The 26,885-nt window shown below is 72.5% G+C and carries 22 protein-coding genes; 11 read left to right on the top strand and 11 right to left on the bottom strand.

Going from position 1 to position 26,885, the window contains the following annotated elements; translation table 11 throughout:
• Positions 1-51 precede the first annotated feature (51 nt).
• Complete coding sequence (locus tag ABZ930_RS13610; RefSeq protein ID WP_361546327.1) at positions 52-570, top strand: hypothetical protein; 519 nt, start codon at positions 52-54, stop codon at positions 568-570.
• A gap of 176 nt (positions 571-746) precedes the next feature.
• On the opposite strand, the gene ABZ930_RS13605 is transcribed toward ABZ930_RS13610, so the two are convergent.
• Positions 747-3,467, bottom strand: coding sequence for an N-acetylmuramoyl-L-alanine amidase (locus ABZ930_RS13605; RefSeq protein WP_361546324.1), 2,721 nt, complete (start codon positions 3,465-3,467; stop codon positions 747-749).
• Between the two features lie 289 nt (positions 3,468-3,756).
• On the opposite strand from ABZ930_RS13605, the gene ABZ930_RS13600 reads away from it, so the two are divergent.
• From ABZ930_RS13600 to ABZ930_RS13575, 6 genes are all read left to right on the top strand, one after another.
• Positions 3,757-5,106: a glutamate decarboxylase gene (locus tag ABZ930_RS13600; RefSeq protein WP_361546321.1), complete on the top strand. Its 1,350-nt coding sequence runs from the start codon at positions 3,757-3,759 to the stop codon at positions 5,104-5,106.
• Positions 5,107-5,227: 121 nt separating this feature from the next.
• Positions 5,228-5,659: a hypothetical protein gene (locus ABZ930_RS13595; protein WP_361546318.1), complete on the top strand. Its 432-nt coding sequence runs from the start codon at positions 5,228-5,230 to the stop codon at positions 5,657-5,659.
• Positions 5,660-5,749: 90 nt separating this feature from the next.
• Positions 5,750-6,397 (top strand): RNA polymerase sigma factor, encoded by a 648-nt coding sequence (locus ABZ930_RS13590; RefSeq protein ID WP_361546315.1) that lies wholly within the window; start codon positions 5,750-5,752, stop codon positions 6,395-6,397.
• A 44-nt stretch (positions 6,398-6,441) separates the two neighbouring features.
• Positions 6,442-6,642 (top strand): hypothetical protein, encoded by a 201-nt coding sequence (locus ABZ930_RS13585; RefSeq protein WP_361546312.1) that lies wholly within the window; start codon positions 6,442-6,444, stop codon positions 6,640-6,642.
• A gap of 243 nt (positions 6,643-6,885) precedes the next feature.
• The gene (locus tag ABZ930_RS13580) at positions 6,886-7,560 is read left to right on the top strand and encodes an RNA polymerase sigma factor (protein ID WP_361546309.1); all 675 of its coding nucleotides are present in this window, start codon (positions 6,886-6,888) and stop codon (positions 7,558-7,560) included.
• Positions 7,560-8,669 carry a hypothetical protein gene (locus ABZ930_RS13575; RefSeq protein WP_361546306.1) on the top strand — a complete coding sequence of 370 codons (1,110 nt, stop codon included), beginning with the start codon at positions 7,560-7,562 and terminating at the stop codon, positions 8,667-8,669. Before ABZ930_RS13580 ends, ABZ930_RS13575 begins: the two co-directional genes overlap by 1 nt.
• Before the next feature lie 208 nt (positions 8,670-8,877).
• Here ABZ930_RS13575 and ABZ930_RS13570 read toward each other — a convergent pair whose 3' ends face one another.
• The gene (locus ABZ930_RS13570) at positions 8,878-9,738 is read right to left on the bottom strand and encodes a L,D-transpeptidase family protein (RefSeq protein ID WP_361546303.1); all 861 of its coding nucleotides are present in this window, start codon (positions 9,736-9,738) and stop codon (positions 8,878-8,880) included.
• Between the two features lie 133 nt (positions 9,739-9,871).
• On the opposite strand from ABZ930_RS13570, the gene ABZ930_RS13565 reads away from it, so the two are divergent.
• Together ABZ930_RS13565 and leuE are read left to right on the top strand one after the other, a co-directional pair.
• Positions 9,872-11,455 (top strand): methylmalonyl-CoA mutase family protein, encoded by a 1,584-nt coding sequence (locus ABZ930_RS13565; RefSeq protein ID WP_361546300.1) that lies wholly within the window; start codon positions 9,872-9,874, stop codon positions 11,453-11,455.
• A 75-nt stretch (positions 11,456-11,530) separates the two neighbouring features.
• Positions 11,531-12,187 carry a leucine efflux protein LeuE gene (gene leuE, locus ABZ930_RS13560; RefSeq protein WP_361546297.1) on the top strand — a complete coding sequence of 219 codons (657 nt, stop codon included), beginning with the start codon at positions 11,531-11,533 and terminating at the stop codon, positions 12,185-12,187.
• A 14-nt stretch (positions 12,188-12,201) separates the two neighbouring features.
• Here the strand turns inward: leuE and ABZ930_RS13555 are convergent, their stop codons facing one another.
• Positions 12,202-13,650 (bottom strand): FAD-dependent monooxygenase, encoded by a 1,449-nt coding sequence (locus ABZ930_RS13555; RefSeq protein ID WP_361546294.1) that lies wholly within the window; start codon positions 13,648-13,650, stop codon positions 12,202-12,204.
• 71 nt (positions 13,651-13,721) lie between these two features.
• On the opposite strand from ABZ930_RS13555, the gene ABZ930_RS13550 reads away from it, so the two are divergent.
• The gene (locus ABZ930_RS13550) at positions 13,722-14,417 is read left to right on the top strand and encodes a TetR/AcrR family transcriptional regulator C-terminal domain-containing protein (RefSeq protein ID WP_361546291.1); all 696 of its coding nucleotides are present in this window, start codon (positions 13,722-13,724) and stop codon (positions 14,415-14,417) included.
• A 16-nt stretch (positions 14,418-14,433) separates the two neighbouring features.
• On the opposite strand, the gene ABZ930_RS13545 is transcribed toward ABZ930_RS13550, so the two are convergent.
• The 8 genes from ABZ930_RS13545 to ABZ930_RS13510 form a co-directional block, all read right to left on the bottom strand.
• Entirely contained in the window at positions 14,434-15,564 is a 1,131-nt protein-coding gene (locus ABZ930_RS13545) for an acyltransferase (RefSeq protein WP_361546288.1), read from the bottom strand.
• Positions 15,565-15,719: 155 nt separating this feature from the next.
• Positions 15,720-16,835: an acyltransferase gene (locus ABZ930_RS13540; protein WP_361546285.1), complete on the bottom strand. Its 1,116-nt coding sequence runs from the start codon at positions 16,833-16,835 to the stop codon at positions 15,720-15,722.
• A gap of 59 nt (positions 16,836-16,894) precedes the next feature.
• Positions 16,895-18,259 (bottom strand): polysialyltransferase family glycosyltransferase, encoded by a 1,365-nt coding sequence (locus ABZ930_RS13535; protein WP_361546282.1) that lies wholly within the window; start codon positions 18,257-18,259, stop codon positions 16,895-16,897.
• Positions 18,260-18,262: 3 nt separating this feature from the next.
• Positions 18,263-19,228 carry a glycosyltransferase family 2 protein gene (locus ABZ930_RS13530; protein ID WP_361546279.1) on the bottom strand — a complete coding sequence of 322 codons (966 nt, stop codon included), beginning with the start codon at positions 19,226-19,228 and terminating at the stop codon, positions 18,263-18,265.
• Between the two features lie 105 nt (positions 19,229-19,333).
• Positions 19,334-21,544: a polysaccharide pyruvyl transferase family protein gene (locus ABZ930_RS13525; protein WP_361546276.1), complete on the bottom strand. Its 2,211-nt coding sequence runs from the start codon at positions 21,542-21,544 to the stop codon at positions 19,334-19,336.
• The gene (locus ABZ930_RS13520) at positions 21,541-22,821 is read right to left on the bottom strand and encodes a hypothetical protein (protein WP_361546274.1); all 1,281 of its coding nucleotides are present in this window, start codon (positions 22,819-22,821) and stop codon (positions 21,541-21,543) included. Before ABZ930_RS13520 ends, ABZ930_RS13525 begins: the two co-directional genes overlap by 4 nt.
• Before the next feature lie 208 nt (positions 22,822-23,029).
• Positions 23,030-24,364 (bottom strand): alpha-2,8-polysialyltransferase family protein, encoded by a 1,335-nt coding sequence (locus ABZ930_RS13515; RefSeq protein ID WP_361546271.1) that lies wholly within the window; start codon positions 24,362-24,364, stop codon positions 23,030-23,032.
• Positions 24,364-25,341, bottom strand: a complete 978-nt coding sequence (locus tag ABZ930_RS13510) for a glycosyltransferase family 2 protein (protein WP_361546268.1) — start codon at positions 25,339-25,341, stop codon at positions 24,364-24,366. Before ABZ930_RS13510 ends, ABZ930_RS13515 begins: the two co-directional genes overlap by 1 nt.
• A gap of 198 nt (positions 25,342-25,539) precedes the next feature.
• Between ABZ930_RS13510 and ABZ930_RS13505 the strand changes: the two genes are divergently transcribed.
• Complete coding sequence (locus tag ABZ930_RS13505; protein WP_361546265.1) at positions 25,540-26,871, top strand: DUF6716 putative glycosyltransferase; 1,332 nt, start codon at positions 25,540-25,542, stop codon at positions 26,869-26,871.
• Positions 26,872-26,885 lie beyond the last annotated feature (14 nt).

Genomic DNA, 26,885 nt, shown 5'->3' with positions numbered 1-26,885 from the left:
TGTGGTGTATTCGGCCTGAGCTGCGAAGAACATCGGGACGGGGGCACGGGGATGGGCTACTGGGGCTATTACGTGGTGGCCAGAAGTGATCGACCGCTCAAGGAACTGGACGCCCTGGGCGGCGTACGCGAGGCGCTGACGCTCCTGGAGGAGCGGGCCGGCGGCTGGCAGGTGTGGGAGTGCCCGGGCGGCGGGGCCGACGGGGAGCAGGCGCCGGACCCGGGCAGCATGAACTCGCTGGCCGCCGAGACGGACGCGCCCGCGCTGTTCGCCTATGTCATGGACAGCAGGTGCGCGGTGGTGGAGGCCGCCGGGCCGCGCACCGGGGCCTGGACGACCTGCCTGGGGCGGATCGCGATGGCCCGGTACATCGGCGGCGACGAACTCGCGCTGGAGGACTACTTCCTGCCGCCCGGCGACGCCGCCGAGCGGGCCGTCGCCTGGGCCGCCGAGGGGGAGCGGACCGTCGAGGGCGGGCCGCTGCTCGACGTGCTGCGCGCACAGGCCGAGCCGTCGGCGGAGGAGCTGTTCTTCCGGTTCCTCGACCGCCTCGGCGTCGTCGCGATGTGACGTTTCCGCACGACACGTGGCCCGGACCCGGCCGCCCCCTCTCTACGGCCGGGGCCGCGCCCGTGGGAGTCAGTGAGTAACCCATCGGCCGTGCGCGACGCAAGCAGGGGCGCAATTCGGACGGACATGACGAGGCCCCCTCTCCCGGGGAGAGGGGGCCTTGCCGTGCGGATCGGTTACGGCGCCAGGTTGGTGCCCAGGCGGGCGCCGGCCGGGGAGCCGACCTGCGTCACGCCGTAGTACTTGGCCGTCGACAGGCCGAGGCCGCCGCTGTTGCTCGGCACGTAGAGCAGCGTGCCGTTGCCCGTGTCCTCGCCCGCGACGCCGAGCACCAGGTCGGCCCGGCCGTAGCCGGACAGGTCGGCGAGCGCCGCCGACGAACCGAGGTTGTCGTTCGTCTCGGTCGAGCCGGGGACGCCGGGCTCGTCCTGCGAGACGGCGATCGCGCCGGTGCCGGTCAGACCGGCCGAGGAGCCCTTCAGGAGCAGCGACGTACCGGCGTTGGACTGGTTCTTGCCGCTGCGGGTGATGTCCTCGTTGGGGGCGCCGGTGAGGACGTCCGCGTAGCCGTCGGCGTTGTAGTCGCCGACCGCGACCGAGGCGCCCATGGCGTCGCCGGCCTCGGAGGCGCCGGGGACGCCGCTGGTGGACTGGTGGATCGTCGTGACCTTCGTGCCGAGGCCGGTGGCCGCCGCGCCGTAGACCGCGGTGACCTGGCCGCCGGAGTGCGCGGCCGACTCGGAGGTGTACGGCTGGCCGACGACGATGTCGTCGACGCCGTCGCCGTTGAGGTCGCCGGAGGCTATGGAGCGGCCGCCCTTGACCGTCAGGGTCGCCGCCTTGCGCAGGCCGCCCGCGCCGCCCTTGTACCAGACGACCTTGCCGAGGCTCGCGCCGTCGCGGTAGTTGAGCGCGACGTCCGCGTAGCCGTCCCGGTTGAAGTCGCCGGACGTGGCGTCCATGTAGGACAGGTTGTCCTCCGAGGTGGTGACCATGGAGTCGGTGTCCCAGCCGTCGCCGTACCGGGCCGACCAGGTGCCGCCGAAGCCGCTGGAGGCGGCGAAGACGTCGGCCGTGCCGTCCGCGTTGAAGTCGCCGACCGCGACGGCCGAGCCGAACCGGGCGCCCGACAGGTCGTAGCTCGCGTCGAGGTTCACACCGGTGCCGGTGGTGAAGCCCGGGCCGTACACGATGGTGTAGGCGCCGCGGTCCTTGTGGCCCGTGGTGTCGTCCTCGCCGGGCTGGCCGACGACGAGGTCGGTGTAGCCGTCGCCGTTGACGTCGCCGGTCGCGGTGGACGCGCCGAACTCGTCACCGCTCTCGCCCGCGCCCGGGATGTCACCGGTGGACTGCGAGATCAGCTTCTTGCCGGTCGTCGTCGGGCCGGAGACGCCGCCCGGGACGATGGCGACCTGGCCGCCGCTCGCACCCTTCGGGATGCCCGCGACGAGGTCGGTGGTGCCGTCCCCGGTCAGGTTCTGCGAGGGCAGCGCGTGGGAGATGCCGGGGGCCGCGGCCTGCGTGGCGATGCGGCTCAGCTTCGGGTACAGGTTCACGCCCGGGCAGAGCGTGGAGTTGGTGTCCTTGTGGCCGAAGACCCGGGGCAGGGTGATGGTCTTGCCCAGGGCCACCTTGTTGCCGTCGGTGCCGAGGTCGCCGTTGGACGTGAGCGTCACCTTGTCGGTCGGCACGATGCCGTACTGGCCGAACTTCCAGGCGACGACCCGGGAGATCGCGTCGAGCGCGGCCTTGGTGGGCTTGGCCGACTCGAAGTTGCCGATGTAGGAGATGCCGACGGTGTCGGTGTTGAAGCCGTAGTCGTGGGCGCCGTGCACCGGGAGGTCCATGCCGCCGCTGCGGCCCTCGAAGATCTGGCCGCAGCGGTCGACCACGAAGTTGTAGCCGATGTCGTAGTAGCGCTTGGCGATGTGCTCCTGCTGGATCTCGCGCAGCCGCTTGGCGGACTGGGCGCAGGGCACCGCGTTGTCGGCGTCGCTGCCGGTGTGGTGGACGACGGCGGCCTTGATCTCCGTGTCGTAGGTGGGCGTGCCGTCGTAGTTGGTGCCGGCGCCCCACTGGGCCTGCGTGATGATGTGCGGCTTGACGACCGTCGACGGGCGCGGCGCGGGCGGCGTCTCGGACTCGGTCGCGGTGGGCGACGCGGTGTCCGTGGCGGTCTCCGTGGCGGCGTCCTTCGCGTCGTCCGTGGCCGGGGCGGAACTCTCCGGCGCGGTGGACCCGGCCGCCGAACTGCTCCCGGCGTCCGGGGTCCCGGTGGCGGCCGGGGCCGTCGTCTCCTCGGAGTACGCGGCCGGTTCGAGGCCCGCGCCGCCGCCCTTCGCGGGGCCGGTGCCCGCGTCGATCAGCTTGACGTCCATGCCCGAGGGCAGGTCGGACGCCTTGCCGTCGGCGTCGACCACGCGCACCTCGACACCGTCCGCGTCGGACTTCGTCGGCACGGACGCGGTGCCGCCGCGCAGGGCCGCCCGCTCGCGCTCGGCGCCGTCCGCGTCGATGGTCTCCTTCGGCAGCGTCGTCCACCCGCTCCAGGCGCCCGACTCCGCGTCGCGGGAGCGGAACTGGGCCGAGCCGTCGAGCTTGTCCTCGGGGTCGCTCCAGGTCACCGTCACCGCGCTGAACAGCTGCGTCGACTTCTGCGGCACGACCTTGCGGTCGCTCTTCGTCTGCATGCTCACGGAGTGCACGGCCGCGGCTCGGTGCGCGGGCGCGCCGTCCGAGGAGGCGCCCGGGTCCGCCATCGCGTACGTCACCACGCCGGCCCCGCCGAGCACGACCGCCCCCGCCGTGATCCAGGCCCTGCCCTTGAGACCGAGCGGTTTGTACGCGTGCGCGGCGCGCCCGTCGGGCGCCTTACCTCGCGAATGTCGCGGGCTCACTTGCCCCACCCCTTGAAGAAGTTCACAGAAGAATTTCCCACCTGCCCCGCGCGTCCCGCGGGTAGTTGTCCTATTCAGCGAAAGACCCCCGAGGATCGTCACACGTTGTGCCGATGTGCCGTAGGTCACTCAAGAGGTCTGGGCATAAAGGCGGTGTAGGCATATGCCTAAGGCGGGGTAAAGCCGGCCAATCAGGCAGCCAAAGAATGCGTCCAAACTCGGTTTCCCCTCCCTCGCGTGGGTGAATTCATGCAGGTCAAGAGGGCAATAGGCGATCTAGTTTCGGGTCATGTCCTACACCTCCGCGCCCGTCCCCGCCCCGCTCCCCGCGCCCGCCGCCGCCCCCGTCGAGACCCTGTTCCCCCGTGAGGAGTCACAGCCCCGTGCCGTCTACGACGCGATCCGCGACGAGCTCCTCCTCGACGGCCGCAGCCGTCTGAACCTCGCCACCTTCGGCACCACCTGGATGGAGGACGAGGCCCGCCTCCTGATGACCGAGACGGCCGACAAGAACCTCGTCGACACCGAGGAGTACCCGCAGGTCGCGGACATGGAGGCGCGCTGCGTGCGGATGCTCGCCGACCTGTGGCACGCCCCCGACGCGGCCCGCGCCACGGGCTGCTCGACCACCGGGTCCAGCGAGGCCGCCATGCTCGCCGGACTCGCCCTCAAGCGGCGCTGGGAGCGGCGCCGCCGGGACGCGGGGCGCGACACCGAGCGGCCCAACATCGTCGCCGGGGCCAACGTCCAGGTCTGCTGGAAGAAGTTCTGCTCCTACTTCGACGTCGAGGCGCGGCTCGTCCCGCTCGCGCCCGGCCGCCTGCACCTCACCCCGGAACTCCTCGGCGAGTACTGCGACGACCGCACCATCGGCGTGGTCGGCATCCTCGGCTCCACCTTCGACGGGTCGTACGAGCCGATCGCCGATCTCTGCCTCGCGCTCGACGGCATCCAGGCGGCCACCGGCCACGACATCCCCGTCCACGTCGACGGCGCGTCCGGCGCCCTGGTCGCCCCCTTCCTCGACCCCGACCTGCTCTGGGACTTCCAGCTCCCGCGCGTCGCCTCCATCAACACCTCGGGGCACAAGTACGGCCAGGTCTTCCCCGGACTCGGCTGGGCGCTGTGGCGGGACGCGGCGGCGCTGCCCGCCGAACTCGTGCACCACGTCGACTACCTGGGCGGCGAGATGAACACCTTCTCGCTCACCTTCACCCGCCCCGCCTCGCACGTCGCCGCGCAGTACTACACCTTCCACCGGTACGGGCACGCCGGACTGCGCCGGCTGCACCTGGAGTCCCGGCGCACCGCGCGCGGCCTCGCCGCCGGCATCGCCGACCTCGACCTCTTCGAACTCCTCAGCGATGGCGACGAGTTGCCCGCCTTCGCATTCCGGCTCAGCGACCGCGCCCACGCGCTCGGCCTGCACGAACGCGGCATCGCGCTGGCCATGCGGGCCCGCGGCTGGCAGGTTCCGGCCTATCCGCTGCCGACCGGGATGAGCGACACGTGGGTGCTCCGGGTGGTCGTCCGCACCGGGTTCACGCCCCGCCTCGCCGCGCTCTTCCTGGACGATCTGCGCAACGCCGCGCGCACGGTGATGCGGGCGACCGTCGACGTGCGGCTCCGGACGACCTGACGGCGCAAAAGGTTGTACGAAAACGCGCAACTCGCGGTGTGAGAAGCGACATGTGAGAAACCCGTGACGGCGGAGACCGCCGGTTCGCTTGGAAAAGTACCGAGCGAAGAAGGGGCCCACCATGTCACAGGGAGAGAAGGCGGCGGCCGCCGACATGCGGCGGCACGCCACCGCGTTCGTCGCGCGCGTCGCCTCGTCGCGCGTACCGCTGGACCACTCCGTCGCCAGCCTGCGCGTCGTCGACTTCCTCGTGGACGGGCTGCGCAAGGGAACCCCCGATCGGGAGCGTGTGGACGCCGTCCTGTTCGCCCTCGGCGCGTACGTGGGCGAGGTGCTGGTCCGGCGGGCCGGTGCCGTGTGGGTGGACCTCGACGCGCACCAGCGCGCCTACTTCGGCCAGCGCGTGGGGGTGCGGATGCCGGACGGCCGGGTGTGGAACCCGCTGGGCAAGGTGGTCAACCGCTACGAGGTCGGCCCCGAGGAGTCGCTGCGGACCTTCTATCTGACCCTGCCCGGCCGGACGGCGGGCCGGGCCGCGGAGCCCGCCCTGTGACATTTCTGTGCGGAGCGGCGCTGATCGACTCGGGGGAACGTGGACGGCTGAGGCGCCGCCGTCCTGAGTGACGTACGAGAAGGAAAGCGGTTGGGGCAGGGAGGGGAGCCTCGTGGTACGCGCGAGTACGACGAGGAGTTGGGCGCCGCCGTCGCGCGGGCCCAGGAGGGCGACGAGAGCGCGTTCGCCGCTGCCTACCGGCTCGTCCAGCCCGGACTGCTCGGCTATCTGCGCGGGCTCGTCGGCGACGAGGCGGAGGACGTCGCCGCCGACGCCTGGCTGGAGATAGCCCGGGACCTCGGACGCTTCCGCGGCGACGGCGCCGGGTTCCGCGGCTGGACCGCGACCATCGCCCGCTACCGCGCCCTCGACCTGCTGCGCCGGCAGAAGGTGCGGCCCCGGGCGTCCGGCACCGAACAGGACGTGCTCGACCTGCCGGGCGCCCACAACACCGCCGACCAGGTCTTCGAGCTCCTCTCCACCGAACGCGCCCTCGCCCTCATCGCCCAACTGCCGCGGGACCAGGCCGAGGCGGTGCTGCTGCGGGTCGTGGTCGGCCTCGACGGGCCCGCCGCCGCACGCGTCCTCGGCAAGCGGCCCGGCGCCGTCCGCACGGCCGCGTATCGCGGTCTGAAGCGGCTCGCCCGGCAGCTCGCGACCGGAAACGGAACGCCCGACGGCACCGGCGAGGACCCGGATGAGCTGGCGGAACCCGACGAACCGAGGGACAAAGGGTGATCAGGTGTGATGGATGGCGTCCGCCGCACGCTGAGTGAGTCGAGATGACTGACGAACACGCCCACATCCTGGGCGAGGCGCTGGCCGCCGCGGTCCGGGCGCGGCAGCCGTCCGAAACGGCCGGGGAGCGACTTGCGCTCGCCGCGTTCCGCGCGGCGCGCGACGCGGGCGCCTTCGCGGCGGCGCCCCGCCGCCGTGACGACTGGCGGCCCCACGACGACGCGGGCCGGGCGCGAACGGGCTGAACCGCCGCCCGGCATACGGGACGGCCGAGGTCGCCACCCCCCACAGGAGAGACCCCGGCCGCCGCGCGGTACGGGTCGCGAGCGGCCCGTACTCCCTTCAGCGCCGAGGGTGCGTTTTCTGTCACACCCCGCTGTGTGCGCCGTTGGTTGCCCGTTGTACAAACATGGACGCGGCGGCGTTTCAGGCCGTAGCGTGCTGATTCGCGCTGGGGGCGCACGAGACCAAGTGGGCAGGGACTGGGAGTGCTGGGGGACGACGCGGAGCTGACCGCCGCGGTGCTTGCGGCACAGGACGGGGACGAGGCCGCGTTCCGGACTGTGTACCGCGCCGTGCATCCGAGGCTGCTCGGATATCTACGCACGCTCGTGGGCGAACCCGACGCCGAGGACGTCGCGTCGGAGTCCTGGCTGCAGATCGCCCGGGACCTGGACCGGTTCGAGGGCGACGCCGACCGGTTCCGCGGGTGGGCCGCCCGGATCGCGCGCAACCGCGCCCTCGACCACATACGCATGCGGGGACGCCGGCCCGCCATAGGCGGTGACGAGACCGAGCTCACCGGCAGACCCGCCGCATCCGACACCGCCGACGAGGCGATGGAGTCCCTCGCCACCGGCGACGCCATGGCGCTGATCGCCCAACTGCCGCAGGACCAGGCGGAGGCCGTCGTGCTGCGGGTCGTCGTGGGGCTCGACGCGAAGAGCGCCGCGCAGACCCTCGGCAAGCGGCCGGGAGCCGTCCGCACGGCCGCCCACCGCGGCCTGAAGCGGCTCGCGGAACTCCTCGGCGCGGACGTCCCGGAGACCCCGGAACCGCCCGGCCCCCTCGTCGCGCTGCCGCAGCCGAGGCAACCGAGAACACGCACGGTGACGTCCGCCGGTGTGACGCAATCGCGTACGCGGACGCAGAAGGACATGTGATGGCCGACGAGCACGACAAGTGGCTGGACCGCGACGCGGCGGAGCGTGTGCTGCGCGGGGAGCCGCTGGAGGCCGTCCACGACGACGACGTGCGACGGGCCGGCCGGCTGACCGGGACCCTGGACGCGCTCAGCGCGCTCCCGTCCGGCCCCGGCGGTGAACTCCCGGGCGAGGAAGCCGCGTTGAAGGCGTTCCGCGAGGCCCGCGCCGAGTCCGCGGTGGACGCGGCCGTGACCGCGGCGACCCCTGTGAACGGCGCCGGACGGCACCGAGCGGGCGCCGCGTCCCGCCCGGCGGGCACCCGGCCGTGGGGCCGCCCGGTCCGCTTCGGGCTCGCCGCGGCCGTCGCCGCGTGCATGGTCGGCGGGGTCGCCGTCGCCGCCGGGACCGGGGTGCTGCCCTCGCCGTTCGGCGACCGGAGCGAACCGGCACCGGCCTCCTCGGTCTCCGCCGCCGACTCCGAACAGCCGCTCGCCACCGGATCCCCGCGTCCCACGGGCGGCGCCGACGGCACCCGGCCGGACGGCTCCGCGAGCCCGAGCGGCGGCCCCACCGCCCCGGACCGCACGGAGCCCACCCCGAAGGACAGGGGCACGTCGCACACCCCGAGCCCCCGGTCGAGCGAGAAGGGCAAGGTGTCCGAGACGCTGCGCCGCGAACTCACCCAGGGCTGCGTCAAGTACCGCGCCGGCCGGCTGACCTCCACGGAGAGACAGCGCCTGCGGGACTCCGCGCAGAGATACGGGCGCGGCCCCGCCGACATCGCCCGGGTCTGCGACTGGGTGCTCGGCGACACCGACGCCGACACCTACGGCGACGGTGACGGCCGCGACTACGGCTCCGAGGGGCACAGCGGCGGCCAGGACGGCGACGAGGACGGCGACGGCAACGGATCCGGCAACGGCTACGGCGACGGTGGCGGCTACGGATTCGGCAGCAACGGCACCCACACCAACAGCACCGGCCACGGCGGCGGGGACGACAAGGTCGGCTACTACACCGTCAAGCCCGGCACGAGCCCGAGCGCCGGCCAGTCCTACAGCGCCACCCCGCAGCTCCCGTCCGCCGCGCCCTCCCCGTCCGCCTCTCGCGGCGTCGACCTGCGCTGACCTGCGAAAACTCGGCGCCTTGCGCCCTTCTCTTCTTCCCCGTAGAAAAATCTACGCAACAGGTGTGACGTTTTTGAGGGCTGTGACGCAGTACTGAGTGAGCCGACTGGTCATCGGCCGCGCACGAGCCGGGGTTCCCCCCGTACCTTCGGCTCAGTGCCACTGGCGTGGGTGGGACACGTTCCCCCGGTCCCACCCACGCCGCTCATCACCAGTAGACGACGACCTTGTCGCCGGTGCGGACCTGGTCGAACAGGCTCGCGATCTTCCTCTCGTCCTTGACGTTCACGCAGCCGTGCGAGGCGCCGGCGTAACCGCGGGCCGCGAAGTCCGACGAGTAGTGCACCGCCTGGCCGCCGCTGAAGAACATCGCGTACGGCATGGGCGTGTGATAGATCGTCGAGACGTGGTTCCGGGACTTGAAGTCCACGTGGAAGAGGCCCTCGCGGGTGGGCGTGTACTGGGACCCGAACCGCACGTCCGTCGTCATCAGCCGCTTGCCGTCGACCATCCACGACAGCGTCCGGCTGGTCTTGCTGATGCAGAGCACCCGGCCCGTCATGCAGCGCGGGTCCGGCTTCGCCGCCGGTTGGCCGCCGGAGGCGTACAGCTCGTCCCGGGTCGGCTCGTGGGTCATCTTCAGCAGCCGCTGCCAGGTCACGGTGTCGGTCGTCCCGGTGCGCGGCAGTCCGCGCTTGCCCTGGAAGCCCTCGACCGCCTTCACCGTCGACGCGCCGTACGCCCCCGTCGGCCCGTCGAACAGCCACGCCACCTGCCGCAGCCGCGCCTGCAGCTCCCGCACCTGCTGCCCCTCGTCCCCGGACTTCCACAGCGTCCGGCCCGGCTTCGCGGGCGCGGCGGGGGAAGCGGAGGCGGAGCCGGACGGCTTGGCGTCGTCGCCCGACGCCCGGGGAGTCGCGGAGGCGGACTTCGACGCCGAGGGGGCCGCGGACGCCGACGCTCCCGGGTGCGCCGACGAACCGCCCTCGACCGCCTGCGCCGTACAGCCGCCGACCAGGGCCAGCACCCCGGTGGCGGCGAGAGTGCTCCGTATGACAGCTGTCCGCATGACGTCCCCCGTCTGTCGCGTCGTTCCCTTGTGTCTCTACTGATGCTTCCCGGCGCCGAAACGTTGCGAACTGCCACTACAGTCCGTCCCGAGGGTCGATGACTACTGGTAAGTAACCGCTGGAGGCACCACCATGGCGCGCGCATCCGAGTCCGGACTGCCCATCGAGCCGGTCTACGGCCCGTCGGATCTCGACGGCTGGGACCCGGAACAGAAGCTCGGCGAACCGGGCGGGTATCCCTTCACCCGCGGCGTCTACCCGACCATGTACACCGGCCGCCCGTGGACGATGCGCCAGTACGCCGGGTTCGGCACGGCCACCGAGTCCAACGCCCGCTACCAGCAGCTCATCGCCAACGGCACGATGGGCCTGTCGGTCGCCTTCGACCTGCCGACCCAGATGGGCCACGACAGCGACGCGCCCATCGCCTCGGGCGAGGTCGGCAAGGTCGGCGTCGCCATCGACTCGGTCGACGACATGCGGGTCCTCTTCGACGGCATCCCGCTGGACAAGGTGTCGACGTCGATGACGATCAACGCCCCCGCCGCCCTCCTGCTGCTGATGTACCAGCTGGTGGGCGAGGAGCAGGGCGTGGCCGCCGGACAGCTGACCGGCACGATCCAGAACGACGTGCTCAAGGAGTACATCGCCCGCGGCACCTACATCTTCCCGCCCAAGCCCTCCCTCCGTCTGATCGCGGACATCTTCAAGTACTGCCGGGCCGAGATCCCGAAGTGGAACACCATCTCGATCTCCGGCTACCACATGGCCGAGGCGGGGGCCTCGCCCGCGCAGGAGATCGCCTTCACCCTCGCCGACGGCATCGAGTACGTGCGCACCGCCGTCGCCGCCGGCATGGACGTCGACGACTTCGCCCCGCGCCTGTCCTTCTTCTTCGTGGCCCGGACGACGATCCTCGAGGAGGTCGCCAAGTTCCGTGCCGCGCGCCGCATCTGGGCCCGGGTGATGAAGGAGGAGTTCGGCGCCGAGAACCCCAAGTCGCTGATGCTCCGCTTCCACACCCAGACGGCCGGCGTGCAGCTGACCGCCCAGCAGCCGGAGGTGAACCTGGTCCGGGTCGCCGTCCAGGGCCTCGGCGCCGTCCTCGGCGGCACCCAGTCGCTGCACACCAACTCCTTCGACGAGGCCATCGCCCTGCCGACCGACAAGTCCGCCCGTCTCGCCCTGCGCACCCAGCAGGTCCTCGCCTACGAGACCGACGTGACCGCCACCGTCGACCCCTTCGCCGGGTCCTACGTCGTCGAGAAGATGACGGACGACGTGGAGGCCGCCGCCCTCGCGCTCATGGAGCGGGTCGAGGACCTGGGCGGCGCGGTGAACGCGATCGAGCACGGCTTCCAGAAGTCCGAGATCGAGCGCTCCGCCTACCGCATCGCCCAGGAGACCGACTCCGGCGAGCGCGTCGTGGTCGGCGTCAACCGCTACCAGCTCGACGAGGAGGAGCCCTACGAACCGCTCCGCGTCGACCCCGCGATCGAGGCCCAGCAGGCCGAGCGTCTGGCCCGGCTGCGCGCCGAGCGCGACCAGAAGGCGGTGGACACCGCGCTGGCCGCCCTGAAGGAGGCCGCCCAGGACGACGGGAGCAACGTCCTGTACCCGATGAAGGACGCCCTGCGCGCCCGCGCCACCGTCGGCGAGGTCTGCGACGCGCTCCGCGAGGTGTGGGGCACCTACATCCCCTCCGACACCTTCTGACCTGCCCTTTCTTGATCATTTCCGTGATGTGGAACCCCGGCGCGGAGTGTCGTACCCATGTGCGACACTCCGGTCATGCTGGGTGTCATCGATCTTCCGACCTATCTCGCGGGCCTCGTCCTCATCGTCCTCCTCCCGGGGCCGAACTCGCTGTACGTGCTCTCCGTCGCCGCCCGCCGCGGCATACGCACCGGCTACAAGGCCGCCGCCGGAGTCTGGTGCGGGGACACCGTCCTGATGACCCTGTCCGCCGCCGGTGTCGCCTCCCTGCTCCAGGCCAACGACGTGATCTTCAGCATCGTGAAGTACGCGGGCGCCGGCTATCTCACCTGGCTCGCGATCGGCATGCTGCGCGCCGCCCTGTCGATGTGGCGCACCCGGCGCGAGCGGCTCGCCGCCGAGGTGTCCGGGGACGCGGCCGTGGAGGCCCAGGAGCGTCCGTACCGCCGTGCCTTCGTGATCAGCCTCCTCAACCCCAAGGCGATCCTCTTCTTCATCGCCTTCTTCGTGCAGTTCGTCGACCCCTCCTACGCCTACCCGGCCGTCTCCTTCGTGGTCCTCGGCGCCTTCGCGCAGATCGCGAGCGTCCTGTACCTCTCGGCGCTGATCTTCAGCGGCACCCGGCTCGCCGCCGCCTTCCGCCGCCGCAAGCGCCTGTCGGCCGGCGCCACCTCGGCCGCCGGGGTGCTGTTCCTGGGCTTCGCGGTGAAGCTGTCGCTGGCCAGCGTGTAGGGCAGCCCGCAGCGCTATGAGTGCGGCCGGGCCGCGCTCGTGGCCCGCGCCAGATACTCCACCACCCCCTCCGCCGAGTCCCCGGCCCAGCCCACATAGCCGTCCGGCCGCACCAGGAAGACGCCGGTGCCGTACGCCTCGTACGCCGGGACCGTGACCGTGCGGATCCCGTCGCTCTCCAGGCCCGGCAACGGGGCGTCCCCCGTCCCCACCGCGAGCAGCGTCCAGTGCGGTCCCCGGAAGGCGTCGAAGAGGCGGACCCCGCCGGGCCGGCCGTCCGGCGCCCGGTCGCCCGCCCGCAGCGCGTCCCCGGCAAGCTCCGTGCGGGTCTCCGCGGTCAGCGCCGACTGCCGGTAGCCGATGCCCAGTTGGCGCAACTCGCCGCCGCGCTTGACCGGGGCCTCGGAGCGGTGGATGCGGGTGCTGACGCCGAGGATGTCCGCCGCGACCGGTATCCGCTCCTCCTCATAGGTGTCCAGGAGCGACTCGGGCGCTCCGGCGAGCACGGCCGCCAGCTTCCACGACAGGTTGTACGCGTCCTGCACGCTCGTGTTCAGCCCCTGGCCGCCCGCGGGGGAGTGGACGTGTGCCGCGTCGCCCGCCAGGAAGACCCGGCCGGACCTGAAGCGGTCCGCCAGTGCCGCGCGCGCCCGGAAGTCCGAGGCCCAGAGCACCTCGGCGACGTGCTCCTCGGCGAGCACCGTGCGAAGCGCGAGGAGCTTGGCCACGGCCGCCGGCGAGGTGTCGGGGAGCGCCGACTCGTCCGCGTACTGCGCGATGAGCTGGAAGACCCGGCCGCCGTCCGGCGACGGCAGCGGGCAGAACGCCACCGCTCCCTCCGGGGCCTTCGGCCACACGTGCCAGTGCGTGTCCGGGACCGGGGCGTCGTCCGTCACCCGCACGTCCGCTACCAGCATCGGCTTCGGGTCCACCGTCTCGCCGGTCATGCCGATGTCGAGCAGCCCGCGGACCGTGGAGCGGCCGCCGTCCGCCGCCACCGCGTACCGCGCGCGGACCGTCGAGCCGTCGTCGAGATCGGCCGTCACCCCGTCCGCGTCCTGCGTCAGGCCGGTCAGCCCCGCGCCGAAGCGGACCTCCCCGCCCAGCTCCCGCAGCCGCGCGTACAGCACCTCTTGAGTGCGGGCCTGCGGTATCAGCCAGCCGTCGGGGAACGGCACCTGCTCGGTGGGCTCGGCGCGCTCCATCATGTCCCACTCCTGGCCGGGCACCTCGCCCTCCCAGATCCGCATCGTCGGGTACTCCGAGCCGGCCGCGCGGACGGCGTCCAGCACCCCGAGGTCGTACAGCACCTCCTGCGTGCGCGGCTGAAGCCCCTTTCCGCGCGAGCCGGGGAACAGGCCGTCCGCCCGCTCCACCAGCACCGCGTCCACCCCGCGCCGCGCCAGATCCGCCGCCAGCACCAGACCCGTCGGGCCCGCGCCCACGATCAGGACGTCCGTCATCGCCACCGCCTCCTTAACAGCGTTAAGTTCGATGGATCGAGCATCGCCTTAACGGCGTTAAACTGTCAAGCGTGGCCGACGAGAAGAACCCGAAAGACGCGAAGAAGCCGAAGCCCGACAAGCCGAGGCTGGACAAGGCGCAGGTCGCCGACACCGCGCTGGACCTGCTGAACGACGTGGGTCTGGAGGGCCTGACGCTGCGCGCCATCGCCAAGGAGCTGAACGTGCAGGCGCCCGCCCTGTACTGGCACTTCAAGAACAAGCAGGCGCTGCTGGACGAGATGGCGACCGTGATGTTCCGGCGCATGGTCGGCTCCGCGGGAGCGGGCGTCGGCTATGAGCCCGGGGGCTCCTGGCAGGAGTGGCTGACACTCGGCAACCGTCAGTTGCGCGCCACGCTGCTGCGCTATCGCGACGGCGCGCGGGTCTTCAGCGGCTCACGGTTCACCGGGACCGACCACGGCCCCGAGATGGAGGCCAGCCTGCGCTTGCTGACGGAGGCCGGATTCACCGCCGACCAGGCCGCCCTGGCGAGCTCCACCGCGTACATGTACACGCTCGGGTTCGTCACCGAGGAGCAGGGGATGCAGCAGCCCTCCCCGGACGCCCCGCCGCCCGTCGACGTGGCGGAGCGCGCCGAGATGCTCGCCGACTATCCGCTCGCCGCCGCCGCGGGGGAGCGGCTGTTCACGGGCTACGACGAGCGGTTCGAGGAAGGGCTGCGGCTGATCGTCGCGGGGATCGGGGCACGGTACGGGGTGCGCTGATCCGGCCCCGGTCGGATCAGGCCAGCGCCCCGCGCAGCCGGGGCGTCGCCCACCGCTCCACGTACCGGTTCACCAGCCACGCGAAGGCCAGCATCACCGCCACCGTCCCCGCGAACGTCACCGAAGACGGCAGCCCCACGCGCCGGTGCAGGAAGCCGATCACCACCCAGCCCAGGTGCTCGTGGACCAGATAGAAGGGGTACGTCAGGGCCCCCGCCGTGGTGAGCCAGCGCCAGTTCGCCCGACTCAGCCGGCCCACGGCGATCGCCGCGACCGCCGCGAAGCCCAGCGTGACCACCGCGACGATGCCGAGCGAGGAGCGCTGCGAGAAGGCGTCCGGATCCGGCGCGTGCCACAGCCCGGCCACCGCGTAGTGCTGCCCGATCGCCCAGCCGACCGCGACGATCCCCCAGGCCAGGACGTCACGCCGGTCGCGATGGACCAGATAGAGGCCGATGCCGCCGATGAAGAACGGCGCGTACTCCGGCATCAGCAGGACCCCGAGGAACGGCTCGCCGGACGCCTGCGCCAGCGCCGCCGCCAGCGTCCACACCGCGCAGAACAGCACGACGCGCTGCCGGGTCGCCCCCGGCAGCACCACGCACAGCGCGAACAGGGCGTAGAAACGCAGCTCCGCCCAGAGCGTCCAGCACACGCCCAGCACCCGGTCGGCGCCCAGCGGCTGCTGGAGCATCGTGAGGTTGAGCAGCGCGTCGCTGGGCGACACCGTCGCGTAGGCGACCATCGGCAGCGCGAAGACGGCCGTCACCAGGACGACCGCCACCCAGTACGCGGGGAAGAGGCGGGCCACCCGGGACGCGAAGAACGACCGCAGCGGCCGCCCCCAGCCGCTGCGGCAGATGACGAACCCGCTGATCACGAAGAAGACCTGCACACCCAGGCAGCCGTACGCGAACAGGCCGTGCAGCGTGGGGAACTGCTCGCGCGGTGACGTGCCCCAGGCGGTCGCGACGTCACCGCCCCGGCCGCCGTAGTGATAGGCCGCGACCATCAGCGCGGCCACCAGCCGCAGCCCGTCCAGCGCGCGCAGCCGGCCCTCGCCCCCGGCGCCCTTGGCCCTCGTGGGGGACGGGGCCGGGCGCGGGCCCGGCGGGGCGCCCGGCGTGCTGACGGCCGTCTCGGTCACGGGTGCCACTCCCTGCTGTGTCGCGGTGCGCCGCGGCGCCGGGGGAGCGGCGGCGGTTCACAGGCCACACTAAGCAGCGCGACAGCGGCATCCGGAGCGTCCGGGGGCCGGTTCGCCGACTGCTCGCGAGAACGTCATCCGCCGGTCACCCCTTGTCAGCCGAGAAGGCGGCGCAGGTTCAGCCGGCCCCACAGCAGGCTCGTCGCGAACGACAGCGCCATGACCGCGGCGAGCAGACCGACCAGGAGCAGACCCGCCACCGGGCCGCTCAGGTCCGGCGACACCAGCGGCCGTACGAGCTCCTCGACGAACAGCACGTGCACCATGTACGCGCCGAGCGCGGCACCGGCCAGCTTCTGCAGCAACGGCCGCCACTTCTCCGGCACGTTGACCCGGCTGACCAGCAGCAGTACACAGACGAAACTGACGGCCACGAACAGGTGCGCGTTGGGGATCACGTAGTGGACCTGCGTGTTGTACCAGAGGCATCCCGCCATGGCGATCGGCAGCAGCACCATCAGCGCCTTGCGCCACCGCACGACTCCGGCCGGGACGGCGAAGAGCATCGCGCCGCCGACCGCGTACACCAGCGAGTACGTGCTGAATCCCCAGGCCACGGTGGGCATTTCGTGCCCCGTGGTCTCGCTGACAGTGCTCAGCACGCTGGGCAGCACGGCCATCCCGAGCAGCACCGCGCCCAGGCCCCACGGCCGCTGGCCCGCCCTGATCAGCATCGCGAAGGCGAGGAGCACGATGATGGGGATGTACGTGTACATGAACCACAGGTGGTACGCGGGCTGCACCGAACCGACGAGGGAGTCCACCGCCAGTTCGGTCATGGGCCGCTCGTTGCGATCCCGCAGCCAGGCCCACAGCAGATACACGGCGGTCCACGCGAAGAGCGGCACCATGTTGCGCACGAGCCGCTTCCACATGCGGGCGCTGTCCTTCGGCGGCGCGCCCACCAGCACCGCCCACCCGGCTATCGCGAAGTACATCGGGACGGCGAACGGGTTGATCGCCTCGGCGACGTGCCCCGCCCAGTACGAACCGGAGCCGTTCGCCGGGTCGTTGCCCGTCGAGCGGATGAACTGGGAGCCGACGTGCCCCAGCATGACGATGCCGGAGCAGATCAGCCGCATCAGGTCGACGTCGAAGCGGTGTTCGCGCGGCACGGCCGGCTGCACCACGACCGCCGGGGCGGCCGCGGCGGCCGAGGCGGCCGGGACCTCCGTGGTCTCGGGCGGGCTGAAGGACGTCTCGGATTGCACGGCGCGCCTTTCGGGGGCGGAAGGGGGAGGGACGGGGGCGGCGGGGCCGCTCGGCGCGGTCATCGCCGGCTGGTGCGCCGGACGGTCCTGACGACCACGCGCCGCGCCCGGCGCGCCTGGCGCTTCGCGCGGGCCTGCGGTCCGGCGCCGGGCAGGTCCAGTTCGGCGAGGCGCGGCTCGGGGAAGTAGTGGGCGGGCAGCCCGGCGAGGTGCTCGCGCAGATAGGCCACGGCCTCCTCGCGCAGCTGCTCCTGGAGAGCGGGCTGCATGCAGAAGCCGATCGTGCGGACCAGCGGCGGCAGCGACGCGGGAGCCGCGCCGACGAGGGCCGCGCTCTCGCCCGCCGCCAGATCGGGCACCACGTGGTCGACGATCGCCAGCGGGACGCGGTTGCTGTTCTGGTACGGCTTCAGCCGCCCGAGCACCAGCGCCGTGCCGACCCGGCCGACCGGGACGTCGTAGTAGGCCGACGCCGTCACCATCGCCGTGGAGAAGCAGCCGACGACCAGCTCGGGCCGGACGTGCGCGTACAGCGTCTCGGCCAGCAGCGGCGCGTCGAGGACGGTGAGCCGGACGCCCGCGTCGGCGGCCGCCCTGGTCAGCGCCGCCGAATAGCTGGGCGGCGCCGTCGGGTGCGGCTTGAAGACGACCGACGTGTGCCCGGCCCGCGCGGCGGCGCCCAGCATCGCCACGTGCAGGTCCTCCTCCTCGGCCGCGCTCAGGATGTTGATCGCCGCCAGGTACTGCCCCAACAGCACGGCCGTGGGCGCCTGTTCGCGTACGGGCGCCAGGACCGGGTCGTCGGCGGCCTCCGCGGCGATCTCGTCGAGCACCGCGCGGAACGCGTCGTCCGGCACGATCTCGGGCGCCACGTCGAACTCGGAGAGCAGCAGCGGGCGCAGGCCCGGCACCAGGTCGAGGTGGAGCAGCCGCTGGATGCGCGAGCCGATCGACAGCGGCAGCCGCTCGCGGGTCGGGCCGTAGCTCATCAGGCCGTCCGCGTACACGTGCACGGCGCTCTCCGAGAAGATCGCCGCCAGCGCCCGTCCCGGGTTGACCTGGATCGACTCGACGGCGATCTCGACCTTGTCGCGCGGGTCGATGTCCCAGGCCAGCCGGAACGCCCGCTGCCACAGCGTCGCGTCGTCGCCGCGCGGGCCCCAGACGCTGGGGTGGTGCGGGCGGATCGCCTCGTTCCAGCTGACCACGTGGTCGAAGCGGCGGACGATCGGGCCGTAGCCGTGCATCTCGTCGAGGCGCAGGGCGGCCTCCGGCACCGTCGCGTTCTGGGAGACCAGCAGGATGCGCCGGGTCTCCTCGTGCGCGCCGAACTGCCCCGCGTCGAGCGCGGCGGCCAGCGTGGCCGCGCCGTACAGCGTCGAGACCTGGAAGATCTGGGTGGTGCGGTGAGTCCTGTGAAGCATGGGTCAGGCAGCCTTCCGCCCGTCACGCAGGCGGCTGAGAACGCGGCTCCGCTTGCTGTCGATCGATCTGAGGGTCTCCTCCAGCACCTGTTCGGGCATCCGGTGGAGGGCGGCACGGGCCTCGCGGCGCAGTCGCCGGGCCGCCGCGGTGTCGTACTCGTCCGCCTTGCCGAGGTGAAAGGCGATCATCGCGCAGTACGTGCGGACGGCCTTGGGGAGGAAGCGGTCGGCCTCCGGGTCGTTCTTCACGTCCTCGAGGAGCAGGTCGTAGGCCGGGATGAAGTCGAGCTGGCGGTCGTCCTTGATCTGGGTCAGGGAGGTCGCCACGCCCCGCCGGTAGAAGATCCCGTGCAGGCCCACGGCCGCGTACGTCTGTGCTTTCAGGTGCAGGCGCCAGATCCACAACCGGTCCTCGGCGGTGCGCAGTCGGGTCGCGAAGCGCATCCCGCCGTCGGCGAAGAGATGCCCGCCGTAGATGCCCGCCCAGACGAAGGGGTAGTCGACCATCGTCTCGCGGTGGGCCGGCGCGATGCCGTCCCGGGTCGCGAACACCGTGTCGCGGGCGCCGGCCGGTGGTCTTCGCACGACGCGGTCCCGGCCGGTGGCCTGGACGTGGTCGGTGCGCGCGAAGTCGCAGCCCAACTCCTGTATTCGGGAGACGAGTTCGGGCAGATATCCGGGCGCGTACCAGTCGTCGCCGTCGAGGAACGTCAGATAGTCGCCGTGCGCCGCGTCGATGCCGGTGTTGCGGGCCTGGGCGATGCCCCGGTTCTCCTCGTGGCGCAGCACCCGGGCGCCCGGGAGTTTCGGCGCCCAGCGGTCGATGATCTGCGGAGTGGCGTCCGTGGAGCAGTCGTCGACGATCAGGAACTCGAAGTCGGGGTGCACGTTGCCGACCAGACTCCGCAGGGTGCTCTCGGCGAAGGCCCCCACATTGTGCATGGGGACGATGACGGAAAGTATCGGCACGCGTGCCACTCCAATAGATGTTCGAGCCTGGAACGGATCGAGCACAGGTTATGGATGTTCCCGGTGCGAACGGTGACTGGAGAAGCGCTGTTGGGTGAACTCTGATTACGTGCCAGATGAACTGTCGGAAATCCCGAAGATCCCGTGCAGTTCGGTGATGTTCGTCCGCGTGGTCTTCCACAGCGTTTCCTGCGCGGCGAGCACGTCCGCCACGGCGGCGTCGTGGTCGTCCAGGACCGCCGCCGCCCGCTCCGCCAGCCGCGGCCCGAGACCCCGGTCGTGCACCGAAAGGCCCCACTCCGGGCGGTCGATGTCCGACAGGAAGTACGCCAGCTTCGGATGGGAGACGAGGCTGAGGATCGGGGTGCCGCAGCCGAACGGGATCATGCCCGCGTGCCCGCGCATCCCGATCACCAGGCGCGCCCGGCGGTACAGGTCGCGGATCGCGTCGTTCGACAGCGCGTAGAGCCGGTCGACGGGCAGGCTCAGCCCGTGCTCGCGCCGCAGGTCGTGCACGAACTTCTCGTCGGCCGGCATGTGGGCCGCGTACCGCACCTCGGCCCGTCCGCCCAACTCCCGCAGCGCGCCCGCCATTTCGGCCAGGAAGTGGCCGTAGTCGTGGCCGAAGCGCAGCCCCGCCCGGTCGTACGCGCAGTTGACGAGGACCGTGTCGGAGCGCGGCACCCGCTCGGCGGGCGGCACGAGCAGGTCGGCGACCGTGGTCGGGCACGGCTGGTGGCGCACCCGGTCGCGCAGCTCGGCGGGCAGCAGCTCCCGCACCCGGTCGATCGAGCCGTGGTTGCGCAGCCCGAAGAACGCCGACCGCTCCACGAGCCGCCGCAGACTCCCGGCGAACCGGGTCCTGCGGTACTGCTGCCCGTCGAAGACGTTGTAGCCGACCGCGAACACCGCGAGCGGCGCCGTGAGCCGGTCGAGCAGCGCGTCCGGCATGTTCCACTGCCAGTGGCTGTTGCTGTTGGGCGAGGTGTCCGGCAGGAAGAGCCCGCCGCCGCCCACGACCACACCGCGCCGCGCGTTCAGCCGCTCCAGCGCCTCCTCGTCCACCAGCAGATGCGCGTGCTGCGCGTACCAGCGGCGCGGACCCGTGTCCGTGCCGAAGCACTGGCGCACGGCCTCCGGCAGCACCTTGTCGCCCGCGTTCTCGTTGCCCTCCGCGAACAGCGCGACGTGCGCGAGCTGTTCGGCCGCGGGCGCCGCGTCGGGCTCCGCGTCGGGTTCCTCGCGGGTACGGACGTACCAGGCGTGGCATCCCGCGTCGGTCGGGTCGGCGGTCAGGCCCTGCCGGGCGTAGGCGTGCGCGTCCGCCTCCCGGCCGCACAGCCAGGCGAGCCGGGCGAGCTGCGCGAAGGCGCGGGGCGCGGTGTCGGGGGAGGCGGCGGCCAGCAGCAGATGGGTCTCCGCCTCGGCGTAGCGGGACAGCGCCATCAGGCACAGGCCCAGCGTCTCGTGGCAGCGCGGCGCGTCCGCCCGGTCGTCGAGCACCGGGGCGAGCACCGCGACGGCCTCGTCGTAGCGGCCCTGCTGCCGGTACACGTCGGCGACCGTGCGGGCCAGGTCCAGGGAGGGCCGGGTCTCCAGCAGCGGCGGCGCGAGATGCGCGACCAGCTCGGGATGCTTGCCGCCCGGCAGCGCGCGGTACGCGGCCCGGAACTCCTCGTCGTCCAGCTCGAAGCGGGCCCGCGCCGCGGCGGCCGGACCGTAGCCGGGCGCGTCCGACGGGTGGCTGAAGTGCAGCACCGCGACCTGCAGGGGCACAGGAAGATCGTCGTGCAGGCGGCGGGTGAGGAAGTCGTAGCGCGCGTCGACCGGGACGAGCACGTCGTCCGGCAGGGTGCCGGGGACGTCCGGCACATCCGCGCGCTGCACCACCAGCAGCCCGTCGGGCAGCACCGAGCGCCGCTCGGCCCCCGACTCGTCGCACCACACCTGCGGTACGGCGGCCACCCCGTGCCGCAGCCGCAGCAGTTCACCGAGGTCGCCGAGGACGACCATCGCCGGGTCGAGGGCGATCACGGTGTCGTACTCCGCCAGCCGGAACACCTCATCCCGCGTGTCGGCGCGGCGCGTGATCAGCCGCGGGTGCAGCCGTCGAAGCGAGTCGAACCCGGCCTCGTCGAACCCGGGCTGCCCGGGATGGAGGACCACCACGTCCTCGCACACGGCCGGGTTGGTCAGCACCAGGCTGCGCAGCAGGGTGGCCACGGCGGGCAGTGTTCCGGCGTCGGCGCGGACGGCGAACGCGATCCGCCGCTTGCCGGTGACGGTGGAGCGGTCGTCGGCGCGGGAGTGGGTCATCGCAGGGCGATCCTCATCGTGCTGTCGTCGACATGCGTCGAGTGGTCCGTGACCCACGCGGCCTCCGCCGGGCGCAGCGCTCCCGCGCCGGACGGCGGGAAGCCGATGAGGTCGAGGCGGGGAGTGACGTCCAGGAAGTCCAGCAGGCGCAGGACCGTGAAGGCGGTGCTCGCGTCCTCGCCCCACGCGGACTCGCCGAGCAGCGCGGGGTCGGTCAGCGGGCGGCGCAGCGAGACATCGCCGATGTGCTCCTGCGCGCCGGGCACGAGCCGCTGCCGGACGACACGGCGCCAGCGCGGGGCCGCCTCGTCGAACACCAGCCGGATCCCGGTCGGCGCGGTCCACGGCGGGCCGTCCCACGGGGTCGCGCCGCGCGGGGTCACGGCGTGCAGATCGGTACGGGCACCGCCGCGGAACCCGTCGCAGCGCACCACCACGTCGTAGCCGTCGAGTGCGGCGCCCGCCACGTCGTCGCCGCCCGCGACCACGCACACGCTCTTGCCGCCGAGCAGCGCGCGCAGGCCCGCGACCCCGACCGGCGTCACGGCGTCGGGCAGCTCGGCGGGCACGGCGTCCCGCTCCACGAGCCGCCGGTAGGTGCCGTACAGCCCCGCGAGGCGGCGCACCGCGGGGTCGCCCGCGCCGTCCCGCACCGTCCGGCGCCGCACCAGGGCGGCCACCCGCGGGGTGAGTTCGGCGGGCGGCGCGGCGGGACGGCTCAGAGCGGTCCGCAGCTCCGCGGTCTCCTCGCCGTCGTCGCCGTCTCCCGCGATCAGGGCGGCCAACTCGTCGAGTACGGCGCGGCGTTGCCGCAGGGTGTCGATGCGGCGGGCGGTGCCGGGAGCGCCGTCGCCGCCCGGGACCAGGGCGAGGTAGCGCTCGTAGGACTCCAGCGCCTCGTCGTCGCGGCCGAGCCCGTCCAGGGCCGCGCCGTGCAGCCGCCAGGCCGCCCGGGAGCGCTGCCGCAGCCGGGTCGCGGTCCCGGCGACGCTCAGGGCCAGTTCGGCCGAGGCGTCACCGCCCGCCTCCAGGGCCCGCTCCCCGACGCCGAGCAGCGCGTCGAACGGGTCGGCGGCGGGGCCGTCCACGGAGGCCGTCAGGGTGCCGATCGCCTGGGTGAGCCGGGTCTGCCGGGGGATCAGCGGGCCCGGGGCTCCCCGGTCCGCCTCCTGGGCGGCGAGATAGGCGCCGCACCGGTGGACGCTGCCCGCGTACAGGGCCGACCTGGCGGCGTCCCGCTGCCGCGCCTTGAAGAGTCCCGCCAGGGGGTTCGTCATGCGCTCACCGTTCTTGTGTTCTCCCAGTCGTTCCCCGGTCCGCGCCGCGCACGGCCGAGGCCTGAATGTGCCCCACCGCACGGCGCCCCGGGCGGCTTTCCGGTGGACGGTGGGTGAACTCTCCCCGCTGCGGGCCGGTGGCGACCGGGGAACTGCGCGACCAGCCACGACGGTGGGACGGACGACGCGTAGCGCGACCGTCCCCGGGTCACCGCTTGACCGACCGCCACGTCCGCCGCGCGCGCCGCGCCACCCGGCGGGCGGTGGAGTTGCGCGGGAGGAACGCCAGGCGTTGCGGGATGCCGCCGGGCAGCGCGAGCGCGGTCAGCCGGCGCTTCTTGAAGTACCGCTGGACGTACCCGTCGTCGAGGTGCTGGGCCAGGAACCGCTCGGCCGCCGGGCGCAGTGCGGGCAGCACCTGCGGCTGCATGGCGAAGCTCACCGCGTCGACGAGCCCTTCGAGCTGCTTGGGCGGCAGCGGGTCGGCCGGGTTCTCCGCCTCCAGGTCCGGCAGCAGGGCGTCGGCGAGGACGACCGGGATCCGGTTGCTGTTCTGGAACGGCGCCAGGCGGTCGAGGAGCGTCCCGGTCCCGATCCGGGCGACGGGCAGCCCGTAGAACGCGGACGCGGTGAACAGCGCCGTCGAGAAGCAGCCGACGACCAGCGCGGGCCGCGCCCTGGCGAACAGCACCTCGGCGAGGACCGGCTGGTCGATCACGGTGAGCTCGACGCCGAGCCGCTCCGCCTCGGCCTCCAGGGCCAGTTCGTAGTCGGCCGGGGCCATCGGGTGCGGCTTGAAGACCAGGGAGCGGTGACCGCGTGCGACGGCCCCGCGCATCATCCGCACATGGAGCTGGGTCTCCTCGGCGGGCGTGAGGATGTCCAGCGCGGACAGGTACTGGCCGAGCAGTAGCGCCGCCCCGTCGGGCACGGCCGGCACCTCGCCGCTCGCGCCGGTCAGGCCGCCCATCACCTTCAGGAAGTTCTCGGCGGGCACGATCTCCGGCTCCACACCGAACTCGCCGAGCAGCACCGGCTTCAGCCCCGGCACCAGATCCAGGTGGAGCAGCCGGCGCACCCGCGTCCCGACCAGCGGGTCGATCTTGTTGCGGGTGGGGCCGTAGCTCATCAGCCCGTCCGCGTACGCGTGGATCGGCGCACCGGTGAAGATCTGGGCGAAGGCAAGGGCCGGATTGACCTGGAGGGATTCCAGGACCAGTTCGAGCCGGTCGTCGCCGAGCCGCCACAGCAGGCGCAGATGGCGCTCCAGGAGCGGGATGTCGTCCTGGCGCGGGCTCCAGGCCGCCGGGTGCAGCGGGCTGATGGCGTCGTTGAAGCAGAGCACGTCGTCGAAGTGCTTGCGCAGCGCGGCGAACCCGGGCATCTCGTGGACGGGCGTCGAGGTCTCGGGCACCGACGCGTTGTTGAACACCAGCAGGATCCGCCGGTCCGGCTCGCTGAAGCACTCCGCCTCGATCGCCGCGGCCAGCGTGGCCGCGCCGTACAGAGTGGAGGCGCAGAAGATCTGGGTGGTACGGGGCATCAGGCGGCCGCCTTCGCTGAGGTGACCCGCCGCCGCAGCCTGCGCAGCCGCGCGGCCCGGTCCAGGTCCATGGTGTCGAGGACGTCGGCGAGCAGCGGCTGGGGCATCCGGTCCAGCGCCGCCGCGCTCATCGCCCGCAGCCGCTTGGCGACCGCGGGCTCGAACTTCTCGATCTCCGACAGGTGGTGGGCGATGATCGCGCAGTAGGTGCGGACGGCCTTGGGGAGCAGCCGGTCGGCGTCGCGGTCCGCGGCCGTGTCGGCCAGGACCTCGTCGAAGGCGCGGATGAAGTCGAGCTGGCGCACGTCGCCGATCTGCGTCAGGGACGTCGTCACCCCGCGGCGGTAGAAGACGCCGAGCAGGCCGACGGCGGCGAACGACTCGGCCTCGCGGTGCAGCCGCCAGATCCACGGACGGTCCTCGGCGGTGCGGAGTCCGTCCGTGAAGTGCAGCAGGCCGCGGTCGAGGAGCCGCCGGTGGTAGACGCCGGCCCAGGCGTACGCGTAGTCGACCGACGTGGTGCGGGTGGCGGGCAGGATCTCCTCGCGCGGGACCAGGACCTCGTTCCTGACCCCCACCGGCACCCGGGACACCGAACGGGCCCGGCCCCGGGTCTGCACATGATCGGTGCGGACGAAGTCGCAGCCCAGCCCCTCGATGGAGCGGAGCAGTTCGGCGAGGTACCCCTCGGCGAGCCAGTCGTCGCCGTCGAGGAACGTCAGATACTCGCCGCTCGCCGCGTCCAGGCCGGTGTTCCGGGCCGTGGCGAGACCTCCGTTCTTCTCGTGTCTGACCAGGACCGCACCGGGCAGCTCGCGTTCCGCGCGCGCGAGTATCGCCGGGGTCTCGTCCGTGGAGCAGTCGTCGACGAGAATGAATTCGAAATCGTCGCGTGTGTTTGTGCGAAGACTCCTGAGGGTGTCGGGCGCGTATTGCTGCACGTTGTAGAACGGCACGATGACGGAGAGCTTGACCACCCGTCGGACGCTAGGGGACGGCCTGACATGCGGATTGGCCGATGGCTTGATGGTGGATGAACGACATGTGTCGGAATGGTGAACCACCGCCGCCGCGGCCGAATTCCCGGGCGGATTCGCCATTCGGCGATCTGTTGTTAACCGTTTGTTGCGTTCTGGTTGGGCCGCGGCTAGGAATCCCTTTCTACGTTTCTCGACGTGCCAGTAAGCAGCAATACGACGACCGAAAATGCGCCCGGGGACGCTCCCCGGGTCGCCGTCCTCGCGGATTCCGACACCCGGTGGAAGTGGGGCTCCCTCACCGCCGCCCGGCTGGTCGGCGACGACGCACGGCTCGACGGATACCTGCTCCGGGGCCGCGCGACCCCGACGCCCCGCCAGCTCGGCGAGGTCGGCGTCCGCGCGGACCGGATGAGCGAGGTCACCGCGGTCGAGTTCCTGCGCGCCATGGAGCGTGCGCCCCAGCAGTACGACGTGGTCGTCCTCGCCCTCGTCGGCGGAGCCGTCCAGGCCGTACTGCACGGACTCGGGCACGCCTGGCGCGAGGTCCCCGACCGGCCGGCCGTCGTCACCGGCTACGTCGGCGTCGTCTACGAGAAGCTGGCCGACGGACTGCTCCTGCGCCACGGCGCGGACGTCGTCCTCGCCAACTCGGCCTACGACGCGGAGCGTTTCCGCGCCGTGTACGAGGGCGTGGGCGCCGACGCCTCGGCGGTCACGGAGTGTGCGCTGCCGTTCCTCGGCGGCGCGCCCTACACGGCCGAGCACGACCCGTACACGGTCGTCTTCGCGGCGCAGCCCTCCGTGCCGGACACCCCGGCCGACCGGATGTACCTGCTCGAACGCCTGGTGCGGCACGCCCGGCGGCACCCCGACCGCGAGGTGCTGCTCAAGCTGCGCAGCAAGCCCGGCGAACACACCACGCACATCGAGGAGATCCCCTACCAGAAGCTCGCGCAGCGCATCGAGGCGCCCGCCAACTTCCGTCTCGTGTACGGGAACATGGGCGAGGTACTGGACCGCACCGACCTGCTCGTCACGGTCAGCTCCACCGCCGCCCTCGAAGCCCTGCACCGGCGCATCCCCACCGCGCTCCTCACCGACCTCGGGGTCCGCGAGGCCCTGGGCAACCACCACTTCACCGGCTCCGGCTGCCTCGTCTCCTGGGACCAGCTCGACGCGGGCCTGCGCCCCGAGCCGGACCCCGCCTGGGTCGCCCGGCAGGGCGTCGCCGCCGACGGCACGTACGAGCGGGCCTTCGACGGCGCGCGCGCCAAGGTCGCCGCCCTGCTCGGCCGCGACCGTCCGGCCCTCGCGCCGTACTACTCCCGCACCACCGCCCCCGGCTATCTGCCGCGCATCCTCGCCCGCCACCACCTCGCGCCCGACGGCAGCCCGCTGCCCGGCGCCCCGGCGGCCGACAAGGACCCGGGCGCCGTCCGCCAGATCGTCCGCAGGGCCGCCCGCGGCGCCTACCGGCACGGCGTGCAGCGCGTCGCGCCCGTGATCCGGCGGATGGGGGAGCTGTGAACCAGCGCCCCGTG

Origin of the sequence: Streptomyces sp. NPDC046716 (assembly GCF_040645755.1) — a bacterium.
GTDB lineage: Bacteria > Actinomycetota > Actinomycetes > Streptomycetales > Streptomycetaceae > Streptomyces.
Note: the sequence above shows the minus strand (reverse complement) of the source record. Positions and strands in the feature narration are given on the sequence as shown.

Coding starts and splice junctions, on each gene's coding strand:
- ABZ930_RS13515 (WP_361546271.1), bottom strand. CDS start 24,364: ATGCCCCGTACCACCCAGATCTTCTGCGCCTCCACTCTGTACGGCGCG.
- ABZ930_RS13535 (WP_361546282.1), bottom strand. CDS start 18,259: ATGCTTCACAGGACTCACCGCACCACCCAGATCTTCCAGGTCTCGACG.
- ABZ930_RS13575 (WP_361546306.1), top strand. CDS start 7,560: ATGGCCGACGAGCACGACAAGTGGCTGGACCGCGACGCGGCGGAGCGT.
- leuE (WP_361546297.1), top strand. CDS start 11,531: ATGCTGGGTGTCATCGATCTTCCGACCTATCTCGCGGGCCTCGTCCTC.
- ABZ930_RS13555 (WP_361546294.1), bottom strand. CDS start 13,650: ATGACGGACGTCCTGATCGTGGGCGCGGGCCCGACGGGTCTGGTGCTG.
- ABZ930_RS13570 (WP_361546303.1), bottom strand. CDS start 9,738: ATGCGGACAGCTGTCATACGGAGCACTCTCGCCGCCACCGGGGTGCTG.
- ABZ930_RS13525 (WP_361546276.1), bottom strand. CDS start 21,544: ATGACCCACTCCCGCGCCGACGACCGCTCCACCGTCACCGGCAAGCGG.
- ABZ930_RS13520 (WP_361546274.1), bottom strand. CDS start 22,821: ATGACGAACCCCCTGGCGGGACTCTTCAAGGCGCGGCAGCGGGACGCC.
- ABZ930_RS13595 (WP_361546318.1), top strand. CDS start 5,228: ATGTCACAGGGAGAGAAGGCGGCGGCCGCCGACATGCGGCGGCACGCC.
- ABZ930_RS13565 (WP_361546300.1), top strand. CDS start 9,872: ATGGCGCGCGCATCCGAGTCCGGACTGCCCATCGAGCCGGTCTACGGC.
- ABZ930_RS13610 (WP_361546327.1), top strand. CDS start 52: ATGGGCTACTGGGGCTATTACGTGGTGGCCAGAAGTGATCGACCGCTC.
- ABZ930_RS13585 (WP_361546312.1), top strand. CDS start 6,442: ATGACTGACGAACACGCCCACATCCTGGGCGAGGCGCTGGCCGCCGCG.
- ABZ930_RS13600 (WP_361546321.1), top strand. CDS start 3,757: ATGTCCTACACCTCCGCGCCCGTCCCCGCCCCGCTCCCCGCGCCCGCC.